At 56.0% G+C, this 13,155-nt stretch carries 12 protein-coding genes; 3 read left to right on the plus strand and 9 right to left on the minus strand.

Annotated elements, in window-relative coordinates; all coding sequences use genetic code 11:
- The first annotated feature begins 2 nt into the window (after positions 1-2).
- The 3 genes from fumA (at position 3) to PYW49_RS18595 (ending at position 4,017) form a co-directional block, all read left to right on the plus strand.
- Complete coding sequence (fumA, locus tag PYW49_RS18585; protein ID WP_320387172.1) at positions 3-1,652, plus strand: class I fumarate hydratase FumA; 1,650 nt, start codon at positions 3-5, stop codon at positions 1,650-1,652.
- Between the two features lie 273 nt (positions 1,653-1,925).
- A complete protein-coding gene (tcuC, locus tag PYW49_RS18590) occupies positions 1,926-3,224 on the plus strand; it encodes an MFS transporter (RefSeq protein WP_134348043.1) in 1,299 nt (432 codons plus the stop codon).
- Between the two features lies 1 nt (position 3,225).
- A complete protein-coding gene (locus PYW49_RS18595; RefSeq protein ID WP_407057618.1) occupies positions 3,226-4,017 on the plus strand; it encodes a substrate-binding domain-containing protein in 792 nt (263 codons plus the stop codon).
- Here the strand turns inward: PYW49_RS18595 and PYW49_RS18600 are convergent.
- The 9 genes from PYW49_RS18600 to PYW49_RS18640 all read right to left on the minus strand — a co-directional run bounded on the left by PYW49_RS18600 (position 3,992) and on the right by PYW49_RS18640 (position 13,124).
- The gene (locus PYW49_RS18600) at positions 3,992-4,891 is read right to left on the minus strand and encodes a LysR family transcriptional regulator (protein ID WP_134348041.1); all 900 of its coding nucleotides are present in this window, start codon (positions 4,889-4,891) and stop codon (positions 3,992-3,994) included. The two genes, PYW49_RS18595 and PYW49_RS18600, sit on opposite strands and share 26 nt — an antisense overlap.
- 101 nt (positions 4,892-4,992) lie before the next feature.
- Complete coding sequence (locus tag PYW49_RS18605; protein ID WP_134348040.1) at positions 4,993-5,514, minus strand: chemotaxis protein CheW; 522 nt, start codon at positions 5,512-5,514, stop codon at positions 4,993-4,995.
- The gene (cheA, locus tag PYW49_RS18610) at positions 5,511-7,457 is read right to left on the minus strand and encodes a chemotaxis protein CheA (protein ID WP_320387173.1); all 1,947 of its coding nucleotides are present in this window, start codon (positions 7,455-7,457) and stop codon (positions 5,511-5,513) included. Before cheA ends, PYW49_RS18605 begins: the two co-directional genes overlap by 4 nt.
- Entirely contained in the window at positions 7,444-8,349 is a 906-nt protein-coding gene (gene motB, locus PYW49_RS18615) for a flagellar motor protein MotB (RefSeq protein WP_320387174.1), read from the minus strand. Before motB ends, cheA begins: the two co-directional genes overlap by 14 nt.
- Positions 8,346-9,242: a flagellar motor stator protein MotA gene (gene motA / locus PYW49_RS18620; protein ID WP_320387175.1), complete on the minus strand. Its 897-nt coding sequence runs from the start codon at positions 9,240-9,242 to the stop codon at positions 8,346-8,348. The genes motB and motA overlap by 4 nt, the downstream gene beginning before the upstream one ends.
- Positions 9,243-9,325: 83 nt before the next feature.
- Positions 9,326-9,901 (minus strand): flagellar transcriptional regulator FlhC, encoded by a 576-nt coding sequence (gene flhC / locus PYW49_RS18625; RefSeq protein ID WP_320387176.1) that lies wholly within the window; start codon positions 9,899-9,901, stop codon positions 9,326-9,328.
- A 2-nt stretch (positions 9,902-9,903) separates the two neighbouring features.
- Positions 9,904-10,254 carry a flagellar transcriptional regulator FlhD gene (gene flhD, locus PYW49_RS18630; protein ID WP_134348035.1) on the minus strand — a complete coding sequence of 117 codons (351 nt, stop codon included), beginning with the start codon at positions 10,252-10,254 and terminating at the stop codon, positions 9,904-9,906.
- A gap of 363 nt (positions 10,255-10,617) precedes the next feature.
- Entirely contained in the window at positions 10,618-11,340 is a 723-nt protein-coding gene (gene fliA, locus PYW49_RS18635) for an RNA polymerase sigma factor FliA (RefSeq protein WP_320387231.1), read from the minus strand.
- A gap of 158 nt (positions 11,341-11,498) precedes the next feature.
- Complete coding sequence (locus PYW49_RS18640; RefSeq protein ID WP_320387177.1) at positions 11,499-13,124, minus strand: methyl-accepting chemotaxis protein; 1,626 nt, start codon at positions 13,122-13,124, stop codon at positions 11,499-11,501.
- Positions 13,125-13,155: the final 31 nt, after the last annotated feature.

Genomic DNA, 13,155 nt, shown 5'->3' on the forward strand with positions numbered 1-13,155 from the left:
CTATGTCAAACAAACCGTTTATCTACCAGAACCCCTTCCCTCTTTCCCATGACGACACCGAATACTATCTGCTGACCAAAGAGCACGTCTCCGTTGCCGAATTCGACGGTCAGGAAGTCCTGAAAGTCGAGCCAGAGGCGCTGACGCTGCTGGCGCAGCAGGCTTTCCACGATGCCGCGTTTATGCTGCGTCCTTCCCACCAGAAGCAGGTTGCCGCCATTCTCAACGACCCGGAAGCCAGCCAGAACGACAAATACGTTGCCCTGCAGTTCCTGCGTAACTCTGAAATCGCCGCCAAGGGCGTGCTGCCAACCTGTCAGGATACCGGCACGGCGATCGTCATGGGTAAAAAAGGCCAGCGCGTCTGGACCGGCGGCGGCGATGAAGCCGCGCTAAGCCAGGGCGTGTACAACACCTACATTGAAGACAACCTGCGCTACTCCCAGAATGCGGCGTTGGATATGTATAAAGAGGTGAACACCGGCACCAACCTGCCTGCGCAGATTGACCTCTACAGCGTCGACGGCGACGAGTACAAATTCCTGTGCATGGCGAAGGGCGGCGGTTCAGCCAACAAAACCTATCTCTATCAGGAAACCAAAGCGCTGATCACCCCGGCGAAGCTGAAAAACTACCTGGTTGAGAAGATGCGCACCCTGGGCACCGCGGCCTGCCCGCCGTACCATATCGCATTTGTGATTGGCGGTACCTCAGCGGAAGCGACGCTGAAAACCGTGAAGCTGGCTTCCACCCGCTACTATGACGCGCTGCCAACTGAAGGTAACGAACACGGCCAGGCGTTCCGCGATGTTCAACTCGAACAGGAACTGCTCCAGGAAGCGCAGAACCTCGGCCTCGGCGCGCAGTTTGGCGGTAAATACTTTGCCCACGATATCCGCGTGATCCGCCTGCCGCGCCACGGCGCCTCCTGCCCAATCGGCATGGGCGTCTCCTGCTCCGCAGACCGCAATATCAAAGCGAAAATCAACCGCGATGGGATTTGGATTGAAAAACTGGAACACAACCCGGGCCAGTATATTCCTGAATCACTGCGCCAGCAGGGCGAAGGCGACGTGGTGAGCATCAATCTCGACAAGCCGATGAATGAGATCCTGGCGCAGCTTTCCGCGCATCCGGTCTCCACCCGCCTGTCCTTGAACGGGACCATCATCGTGGCGCGCGATATCGCCCACGCGAAGCTGAAAGAGCTGCTCGACAACGGGGAAGAACTGCCGCAGTACGTTAAAGATCACCCGATTTACTACGCAGGCCCGGCGAAAACGCCAGAAGGCTACGCGTCTGGCTCACTCGGCCCGACCACGGCAGGACGTATGGACTCGTATGTGGATTTACTGCAGTCCCACGGCGCGAGCATGATCATGCTGGCGAAAGGCAACCGCAGCCAGCAGGTGACCGATGCCTGCCATAAACACGGTGGCTTCTACCTGGGCAGCATTGGCGGCCCGGCGGCGGTGCTGGCGCAAAACAGCATCAAGAGCCTGGAATGCGTCGCGTATCCGGAGCTGGGAATGGAAGCCATCTGGAAAATTGAAGTGGAGAACTTCCCGGCGTTTATCCTGGTGGATGACAAAGGCAACGATTTCTTCCAGCAGATCCAGAACAAACAGTGCGCGGGTTGTTCGCAGCGCTAAGTGCCATCAGCCCGGCAGGCTCAACGCCGCCGGGCTTTTTCGCTGGCTGCGTCTGTTCACAAAATAGCAAACACGATACGCTAGCGTCGTCAGGTGAATAAATCATCAACACAATGTTAACTCATTGTTAAACAAATAACTCTCAACGCCCCCATCCCGATTGATGCAGCACACGCATCAGATGATGTGTTTATTGCGCTTATAAAATCCTCCTCACTGATCCAGTTTTCAGAAACAGACGGACAACACGTCAATAATAAACTGGAGACGACCATGATTTCCTCAACCCCACCTGCAACCGTTCGCGCACGAGCGGGCGCGATACTTCGCGTCACCTCGGGCAATTTCCTTGAGCAATTCGACTTCTTCCTGTTCGGGTTTTACGCCACCTACATCGCGCATACCTTCTTCCCGGCGAGCAGTGAATTTGCGTCACTGATGATGACCTTCGCCGTCTTCGGCGCAGGCTTCTTAATGCGCCCCATCGGCGCGATTGTCCTTGGGGCTTACATCGACAAGGTCGGTCGTCGCAAAGGGCTGATCGTCACCCTGTCGATTATGGCGGCCGGCACCTTCCTGATTGTGCTGATCCCCTCTTATGAAAGTATCGGCCTGTGGGCGCCGCTGCTGGTGCTGGCTGGACGCCTGCTGCAAGGCTTTTCCGCCGGGGCGGAGCTTGGCGGCGTCTCCGTCTATCTGGCGGAAATTGCCACGCCGGGCCGCAAAGGCTTTTACACCAGCTGGCAGTCTGGTAGCCAGCAGGTGGCGATTATGGTGGCCGCCGCAATGGGCTTTGCGCTGAACGCGATGCTGGAAGAGAGCGCCATTCGTGAATGGGGCTGGCGGATCCCGTTCCTGTTCGGCTGCCTGATTGTGCCGTTTATCTTCTTCCTGCGCCGCAAGCTGGAAGAGACCGAAGAGTTCCGCGCGCGCCGTCACACGCTGGCGATGCGTCAGGTCTTTACCACCCTGCTGGCGAACTGGCCGGTTGTGGTCGCGGGTATGCTGATGGTGGCCATGACCACAACGGCCTTTTATCTGATCACCGTTTACGCGCCCACCTTTGGCAAAAAAGTGTTAATGCTGAGCGCCTCCGACAGCCTGCTGGTGACGCTGCTGGTGGCGATCTCTAACTTTATCTGGCTGCCGGTGGGCGGTGCCCTGTCGGACCGCTTCGGCCGTAAACCGGTGCTGATTGCCATGACCCTGCTGGCGCTGGCGACCAGCTATCCGGCCCTGACGCTGCTGGCTAACGCGCCCAGCTTCTCCATGATGCTGAGCGTGCTGCTGTGGCTCTCATTCCTCTATGGCCTCTACAACGGCGCGATGATCCCGGCCCTGACGGAGATCATGCCGGTTGAAGTGCGTGTGGCCGGTTTCTCACTGGCGTACAGCCTCGCTACCGCCGTCTTCGGCGGGTTTACGCCGGTCATTTCAACGGCCCTGATTGAGTACACCGGTGACAAAGCCTCCCCGGGCTACTGGATGAGCTTCGCGGCGATTTGCGCACTGCTGGCAACGCTTTATCTCTATCGCCGCAGCGCGATGAGTCTGCAAGTACAGAGAGGATAATATGCACACATTTTTACGTTCAGGACTGACCGGGCTGGTGTTGATGGCAACCAGCGCAGGCGCGCTGGCTCAGGAGGTGACGGTCATGATTTCAGGCGGCTTCAAGGCTGCGCTGGAGAAGCTCGCCCCTCAGTATGAAGCCCAGACGGGCGATCGCATCGTGCTGATCCCGGGGCCGTCGATGGGAAAGACGCCGCAGGCGATCCCCAACCGGCTGGCTCGCGGTGAAAAAGCGGACGTGGTGATTATGGTCGGTGATGCGCTGACGCATCTGGCGAAGGACCAGATGGTCAAAGCGGGCTCGCGCGTTGAACTGGCGGATTCCCCCATCGGCGTGGTGGTGAAAGCCGGCTCGCCGGTACCGGATATCGCCACCGATAGCGCGCTAAAACAGACCCTGCTTCAGGCCAGCGCCATCGCCTACTCCGACAGCGCCAGCGGCCGGTATGTGCAAACAGAGCTGTTCAAAAAGCTGGGAATTGAAGCACAGGTAGAGGGAAAAGCGCACAAGGTGGAGCGGATCCCAGTCGCCTCTGAGGTGGCGAAAGGGAAATACGCCGTGGGTTTCCAGCAGGTTAGCGAGCTGTTACCCGTGCCCGGCGTGACCTTTGTCGGCAAACTGCCGGATAATCTGCAATACATCACCCGTTTTGCCGGGGCGGTCACCGCCCACGCGGAGCACCCTTCCGAGGGGAAAGCCCTGCTGGATTACCTCGCTTCAGCGAAAGCACAGGAAACCATCACCGCCACCGGGATGATCCCCGTCGCTACGCCGCGCGATAACGCGCAGTAATGAGGGTTTCCAGCTCGGCGGCAATCCACGACTGAATACGCCCGCTGCGCCGGATCAGCCCGACAGTGCGTTTCACTTCGGGCTCGGTCAGCGGGATATGCGTCAGAATGGAATGCTCAGCGTGCGGCATTGACATGGCGGGGACGGCAGCAATGCCTATCCCCGCTTCTACCATTCCCAGCATCGTGGTGACGTGGCGCGTCTCGCAAATCCCCGGACGCTCCGGCTTAATGTGGCCGAGCATCTGATCGAGCAGATTCCGGTTCCCCGACGTAATATCCAGGCTAATGTAATCCTGCTGATAAAACGCCTCCCAGGTCAGACTCTTGCGCCCCGCCAGCGGACTATCGCGACGACACGCGGCGACATACACATCCTCCACCAGCGGAATAAAGGTGATATCCGGCTGAAGGGTTCTCGCAAAACAGATGCCAAAATCCGCCTGCCCGCTGGCCACCGCCTCAATCACGTTGCCCGCGCTGCTGTCGATAAGCTTGATGCGCACGCGCGGATAGCGGCTGTGGAACTGGCGGATCACCTCCGGCATAAAATGACAGGCCGCCGAAGGCACGGTGGCGACGGTGATAAGCCCGGTGCGCTCCTCGCTTACCTTGTCGATATCCGCCAGCATCGACTCCACGTTTTCCAGAAGCTGCCCGCAGCGGTCGGCAAAAGTTTGCCCGAAAAGCGTCAGCGTCACGCGCCGGGTGGTTCTGTCGAACAGTTTCGCGCCGACTGCCGTCTCCAGCTTTTCAATGCGGCGGCTTAAGGCGGACTGGGAGATACAGATAGATTCCGCGGCGATACGGAAGTTACCGTACTCCACCAGGGCTCTGAAGGCGTAAAGATCGTTGAGGTCGAAATTGACGGGCATATTTTCTGGCAATCCTTAGCGCTTTCTGGAAACTCGGACATTCATAATAGCGACTTATGAATCAGCGGCAACCTCTGCCGCTGATGTGTGTCCGGAAAGCGCTACACTGCGCCCTGGGCATCGCTATGAGAGGCAGCCACCGCATCCACCAGCGCCAGCTCCTCGCGGCTCAGCAGCATTTCAATATTCACCAGAATAATCATTCGGCTGTCGAGCACCCCCAGCCCAAGCAGATAACGGCCAGAGAGTACCGAGGCCACGTCCGGGGTCGGCTTGATGTTATCCACATCAATCGACAGCACGTCCGCCACGCCGTCAACCACGATACCCACCACGCGGTCATTCAGATTGAGCACAATCACCACCGTTTTGTCGTCCTGCGACGGGTCGGGCAGTTCAAAGCGCACGCGCAGATCGACAATCGGCACAATCACGCCGCGCAGGTTGGTCACGCCGGTAATAAAATTCGGCGCGTTCGGAATACGCGTCAGGCGATCGCAGCCGCGGATCTCCTGCACTTTGAGAATATCAATGCCGTACTCTTCGTCGCCCAGGCGGAATACCAGGTACTCCTGCGCGATGGCGTCGGTTGCGGCGGGTTTACTGGCAGTTGCTACAGTCATGCGTTTACCCCCTCCCTCTGGGGTTGTGGTGCGTTGAGCGTTGAGAGCTCAACCACGTCAAGGATCAGCGCCACGCTGCCATCACCGAGGATGGTTGCAGCGGAGACGCCAGGAACTTTGCGGTAGTTATGTTCAAGGTTCTTCACCACCACCTGCTGCTGGCCGATAAGCTGATCGACCCACAGCGCATAGCGGCAGCCCGCGCTTTGCACGATAACCACGATGCCGTCATCGGCAGGGGCTTCACCCGCCACCGAGAGACGCTGGCGCAGCAGCACCAGCGGCAGATATTCGCCGCGCACCTGCAGCAGACGCTCTTCACCGACAAAGCGGCACAGCATTTCGTCGGTCGGCCGCAGCGACTCCATCACCGCGCCCAGCGGCAGGACGTAAATCTCCTCCCCCACCTTCACCAGCATGCCGTCGAGGATCGCCAGCGTCAGAGGCAGAATAATGCGGATGGTCGTCCCTGCCCCTGGCGTCGAGAGCACGTCCACGTGGCCGCCCATCGCCAGAATGTTACGTCGCACCACGTCCATCCCAACGCCACGTCCGGAGACGTCCGTTACGCTTTCGGCGGTGGAGAAACCGGCGGCGAAGATCAGCATCCACACATCGTCGTCACTCATGGTGTCGCTGATGGTCATGCCCTGAGAACGTGCTTTGGCGAGGATCTTCTCCCGGTTCAGCCCCGCCCCATCGTCACTGACCTCAATCACGATATTGCCGCCGTGGTGTTCGGCCGAGAGCGTCAGGTTCCCGGTCACCGGTTTGCCTTTGGCGACGCGCACCTCTTTCTCTTCAATGCCGTGGTCAAGGCTGTTACGCACCAGGTGGGTCAGCGGGTCAATAATGCGCTCGATCAGGCTCTTATCCAGCTCCGCAGAGCCGCCTTTAAGGGTCAGTTCGACCACTTTATTCAGGCGAGAGCCCAGGTCATGCACCAGCCGCGGGAAGCGGCTAAAGACGTAATCCATCGGCATCATACGAATGGACATCACCGACTCCTGCAGCTCGCGGGTGTTGCGCTCCATCTGCGCCACGCAGCCGGAGAGCAGATCGTAACTGGCAGGATCGAGGGTACGCGACAGCTGGGAGAGCATCGCCTGGGTGATGATAAGCTCACCGACCTGGTTGATGATCTGGTCGACTTTACTCACCGCCACGCGAATGCTGCCCGACTCCTGATTTGCCGCACGCGGCGCGGGCGGCGCTTTTTTGACAACGGTCTCAGGCGCAGCAGCAGGCGTTTGTACCGGCGCGGGCGGCGGTGTGGCTTGTGCAGAGCAGACCTCGATCTGCTTACTGTCGAGCACAAAGCAGAGCACGGCGGTGATATCGTCCGCCGTGACGGTCGTGCGCAGCGTGACGGTCATGCTGTCTGACGTCGCCTCAACGTCTGTTATCTCGCCCATGTTGGTCAGCTCGTCGCGCAGCATCGTCTGCTCGCGCGCCTCGACGTTCCGCAGGGTCACCACCAGCGTGGTTTCCGTTGCCTTCGCCGTGCTGGCCGGCGTTGGCGCGGGGGCCGGTGTCTCCGCTGACGTCGTGGGCTGCTGACCTTCAAGAGCAATCTCCCTCAGGGCTTCACAGATATAGCGAAAACTTGCTTCATCAGGCTCCTGCGAAGACTGATAGGCTTCCAGCTGCGCTTGCATAATGTCCTTACATTCCAGAAAAAGGTTGATGATTGAGCGACTGAGCGTTCTCTCCCCTGCCCGCGCCTGGTCGAGGAGGTTCTCCAGCAGGTGGGTCGTCTCCTGTAATGCGGTAAATCCAAAGGTGGCCGCGCCGCCTTTCAGCGAGTGTGCGGCGCGAAAGATGGCGTTTAGCTGTTCCTGGTCCGGCGCCACCACGTCAAGCTGCAGCAGTTCCTGCTCCATTTCGGCCAGCAGTTCTTCCGCCTCGGTAAAAAAGATCTGCGAAAAATCATTCATGTCCATCGGTATAACCCTGCACGTTTTGCAGATTGATATCGCTCAGCACGCTGTCTGCACGTTGAGCCTGCGTATCTTCCAGACGGATCTCCTGCTCTTTCGAACGACTGAGTACCAGAATGCTGATGCGGCGGTTTACCGCGCTTTCCGGCGGCGTGTTCTCCAGCGGCATCCGGCTGGCGGTGCCGATCACGCGCAAGAAGCGCTCATCGTTAAGCCCGCCACGGACTAGCACCCGGCGGGCGGCATTCGCGCGTCCGGCAGAGAGTTCCCAGTTGCTATAGCCGCCATCGCCACCGGCATACGGCAGCGAATCGGTGTGTCCCGTCAGGCTCAGCGCGTTTGGCAGTTCCTGCAGCAGCGGCACCAGCGCCTGCAGAATGCCGTTCATATAGGATTCCGGCAGTTCACTGCCCACGCGGAACATCGGTCTGTCCTGCGAGTCGGTGATCTGGATCAGCAGGCCGTCATTGGTGAGGTTCAGCAGGATGTTGGATTTAAAGTTGTTCAGCCGCGGATCGGTCTCGATCATCTTCTGCAGCTTCTCTTTTGCCTGCTTCAGGCTTTCGATGCGCTTGTGCTTATCGATTTGGCTAAGCTGCCCTTTGAACACTTCACCCTGCCGCTTGAGGATGTCATCCCCGCCGCCGGGAATGACGCTGTCGCTCAGGCTGGTTTTATCGCCGTTCGCCATCGATGGCTTCAGCGGCATGCGGAAGTAGTCGGCAATCAGCTCCCTTTCCATGTCCGTGGACTGCGCCAGCAGCCACATCACCAGAAAGAACGCCATCATCGCGGTCATAAAGTCGGCATAGGCAATCTTCCAGGTTCCGCCGTGGTGCGCGTGTTTCTTCTTTTTGCGCTTGCGTGAAATGATGACGGGCGTGACGTTCTTCATGCTGCATTGTCCGCCGATTTGGTTTTCAGCGTGGCGTTGGATTTCACATCGCGCACGTGCTCTTCCAGCTCTTCAAACGACGGACGTTCACTGGTAAAGATGGTTTTACGGCCAAACTCAACCGCAATCTGCGGCGCATAGCCGTTGAGGCTGGAGAGCAGCGTCACTTTGATGCACTGCAAAATTTTGACCTGGTCAGAACTCTTCTGGCGCAGCAACGTCGCCAGCGGTAACACGAAACCATACGCGATCAGGATCCCGAGGAAAGTGCCTACCAGCGCGTGGCCAATCAGCATCCCCAGCTCCGCCGCCGGGCGATCCGCCGACCCCAGGGCATTCACGACGCCCATCACCGCGGCCACAATACCGAACGCCGGAAACGCGTCGCCCACCGTGTTCAGGCTGTGAGCAGGCACTTCCAGCTCCTCTTCGCAGGTTTCGATCTCTTCGTCCATCAGGGCTTCGATTTCATGGGAATTCATGCTGCCGCCGATCATCAGGCGGAAGTAATCGAGGATAAAGTTGGCGAGCATCGGGTCGCTCATCAGGCGGGGATAGGCGCTGAAAATATCGCTGTTCTGCGGGTCTTCAATGTCCTTTTCCAGCGACATCAGCCCGTGCACGCGGCTCTGGGAGAGCAGCAGGAACATCAGGGCCATCAAATCCATATACACCGCTTTGTTGTAGCGCTTACCGATAAAAACTTTGACCAACGCCTTCCCCGTGGCTTTCAGGGATTTGACGTTGTTGCCGACGATAAACGCCCCGACGCCAGCACCGCCAATAATCAGCAGCTCCAGCGGCTGAAACAGCGCCATCAGGTTACCGCCGGACAGAATAAAACCACCAAAAACGGTCAGTATGACAACAAGATAGCCAACAATAACTAACACAATTTCTCCTTTTACATACGTCGACCGATGCCGGGAGACCCGGCATCAGGTAAATGCCATCTTGCGCACAGCTGTCGCAGGGATCAGGCCGTCAGGATTTCCGGCGCGGCGAACGAGCCCAGAAGCCCGGTATTGCTCACCTGGGATTTTTTAAGCGCACGCGACGGTGGACTGCACAAGCTGCAGGTAAATGGGTTTTTAATGAATTCCGTGGTGACGATAAAACCGCCGCCGCAGACGCTGCAGGCTTTACGCGAAATAATGCCGCAGTCGATAAAACGTAATAATGTCCAGGCACGCGTCAGCCCAAGAACCGGCTTATCATCCGCACAAGAACTGCACTGCTCCAGATAAAGGCGATAGGTCTTCATCAGCATTTCAATGGAACGCCCCTGCTCGGTCTTTTTCAAATACAGGAAAATGTTGTAGAACATGGAAGAGTGAATATTCTGCTCCCACGACATAAACCAGTCTTCTGAAAACGGCAGCATGCCTTTTGGCGGCGGACAGCCGCGTAATTCTTTATATAACCGAAGCAGACGACGGCGGCTTAGCGACGTTTCCGATTCCAGTACCTGCATTCGCGCGCCCAGAGTAATTAATCCCATGGCGATATTCACTTCATCAATTTCCTGCAGCAAACTTTTTTCACCACACATTATTATGCCTCCTCTGCGGTCATGGCTTCTTCTTCGCTTAAGGCGTTAAGAAGATTGGTCGACAAAATAATGCCGGTGTGGATCTGCTGCAGCGCTTCAATGCGCGAATCTTTAGTCAGATTTTCAATTACCACTTCATCATCAACACGCAGGCGACAAATAAGCTGATTGGTGGTGGACAACTTCATTAATTGTGGTAACGAAAGTTCTTTAAGATTGTCAATTGTTCCTTCAGACAATCCAAGGCGAAAACCCGCCGCAAATTTATCCTGACGGATCAGCTGCTGTGCCAGCAGAAGATAGGACAGGTTAATATCGTGAATATTTTGCAGGTACTCGTCGAAATTGGACACAGGCGAAAACTCCCAATGTTATTCAGCCAACAACTGGCTTGTCAGTTTAGATAGATAACGTTTCCGAACTGATGCAGAGAGTCTTTTGGTATTGATATTCACTAAGGTAAGTCAATCTTCCTCAGTAAATGCCAAATTATCATATCAATGCCAAAGGAGGCTGCATCACAAAACTGGCAAAATCATAAACACTAAGCATTTTCCGAACAAGCGACAGAAATTTCCCTAAATCATCAAATTGATGTTAACTCGTTGATTTAAAAAGTTAATAAAGCATTGTTAAACGTTATTAAACCTTGATTTTAATGATTAATCCTGCTCTACCACCCGTATTACTCTTTAAATGTTAATACGCTGTAATTATTAATATGACGACTCCATACGACTTCTTAACCTCTTAACCGCCAGGCTGTGTAACTGACTCACGCGCGTTTCCGTAATCCCCAATATCAGCCCAATCTCTTTCATATTCAAATCCTGAAGGTAATAGAGCTGTAACAGCACCTGCTCTCGTTCGGGTATGAACTGAATATGCTCGGCGATCCGTTCCATCAAATTCTTCCTGATGGAATCATTCAGCGGATTAAGCTGTTCATTCTCGTCATCACTCATTTCCCAGCTGTCGGCATAATTTTCCTGCAGCTCATCAACCGAGTACATCTGGCTGGAGTTATTATCCGTCAGCATCTGCTGAAATTCCTGCAGCGAGACGCCCATGCGCTCCGCAACTTCAGCTTCGGTGGCTTCCCCGCCTTTTTCCTGCTCAATTTGCTGAATAAGTGCGACAATTTCCCGCGTATGGGTTCGTACCCGACGCGGAACCCAGTCACTTTCTCTCAGCTCATCTAATAACGCCCATTTCACCCGCTGGGTGATCCACGCGGTGAGCGTCACCCCTTTTTTCGGGTCAAAACTTTCGACTGCGCTTAAAAAACCTATTGAGCCTGCCTGAATTAAATCATCCAGCTCTACGCTGGCAGGAAGTCGCTTATGTAAACGCAATGCTTCCTGCCGCACCAGATAATGATACTTAGACCAGACTACCGATTTATCTTCCAGCCCTTCGGCCGTATAAATACCATCCACGATTGCATTCCACCCGCTATTCTCTTCGAGAATTATCCGGTGAAATGGCGCATTCAAATAGTGCGATAAGCCTTTATAAAAATGCGCATTCTGTTACTTCGCTTTAATTAATTCGCTAAGTTGCAAAACAGCGTGCTTAATGACGGCAATTAATATGATTAAAAGGTTTCCCACTGGGCCAGGTCTGGTTCTTTTTGACGCTGCGGCTTATTCGACTCCACGGCCACATTCGTCACGCGGCTCTCGTGACTCAGCCTGAATTGCGCCACCAGTTTTTCCAGCGCATCGGACTGGGCTTCCAGATCCCCCGCTGCCATGGCCGCCTCTTCCACCATCGCCGCATTCTGCTGGGTCACCAGATCCATTTCATTTACTGCCTGCGAAATCTGGTTGATGCCCGCGCTCTGCTCGTCCGATGCCGAGGTGATTTCGCCCATGATCTGCGTCACCTGCGAAACCGAGGTCACAATCTCCTGCATTACGGTGCTGGCCTGTCCGACCTGACGCGAACCGATGTCAATATTGCTCACGCTGGTATTGATCAGCTGGTTGATCTCTTTGGCTGCATCAGCGCTGCGTTTTGCCAGGTTCCGCACTTCTTCGGCAACGACCGCAAAGCCACGTCCCTGCTCACCCGCACGTGCCGCTTCCACCGCCGCGTTCAGGGCCAGGATGTTGGTCTGATTGGCAATGCTGTCGATCACGCCGTTGATGTCGGCAATCTGGCGCGAGCTGGTGGTGATCTGGGCCATAATCTGCTCCAGGCTCTGCATCACTTCCCCGCCGTTATGGGCATTGGTGCTGGCGCTTTCCGCCAGTTCACGCGCCGCATGGGCGTTGTCAGCATTCTGACGCACGGTGGTTTTAATCTGCTCCATGCTGGCCGCCGTCTCCTGCAACGCCGCCGCCTGCTCTTCGGTACGGGAAGAGAGATCGTTATTGCCGTGAGCAATTTCCTGCGCGTTGGTGTGAATGCGCTGCACGCTGTCGCGGATCCCCAGAATGGTGCCGGTCAGGGAGGTACGCATGGTCTCCAGTTCGGTCAGCATATGGCCGATTTCATTCTGGCTACCGCTCTCAATTGCCTGGCTGAGATCGCCCGCCGCCACGCGACGCAGGGTTTCTACCGTCGTTTCCATACGGCGTACCAGGGTATTACGCAGCCAGAAGCGAATAACAAACAGCATCACAATCGCCAGCAACACCACGAATACGCCAACGCCCATCATCATCTTGTAGTCACGTTCGGACTCGCTGATATAGGTTTCACTGAGACGGGTACTGGCGTCGCTGTACTGCTCCACTTTATTACGCAGCGTGGTGCGCAGTTCCATATCCTGTTCCAGTGAACCGGAATAGCCTGCAGGGTTGTGCAAATAGCCCAGCTTCACTTCGGCCACTTTATAGACCGCGTTAAATGCCGCGTTCACTTCAGCAGCCAGACGACGTTCTTCCGGCGTGTTAAACGGCGACGCCATAAACGCATCCATATTACGACGGGCAATACGCACGACGTTCTGCGTATGTTTGGCCACATTCTCCGACACCGGGTTACCCAGCGCCGACTGCAGCATCAAACCGTTGGTATTGGCCATCACCGCACTGATGTTATAAGCCGCATCGCGCATCTGATCGTTATTTTCAGAGGCGACAACAATACGTTTAAAATTACTGTTATTACCCATGGCGTTATAGACGGAATACGCCGTAACGCCGAATACCATAATGGCAAACAGGCCAATAATAAGGCTGACTGCACTGTAAATTTTGAGTTTCGTTAACATAGTTTCTCACCTGCCGCGCACGGCTTAACCG

Origin of the sequence: Enterobacter chinensis (assembly GCF_034008295.1) — a bacterium.
GTDB classification, from domain to species: domain Bacteria; phylum Pseudomonadota; class Gammaproteobacteria; order Enterobacterales; family Enterobacteriaceae; genus Enterobacter; species Enterobacter chinensis.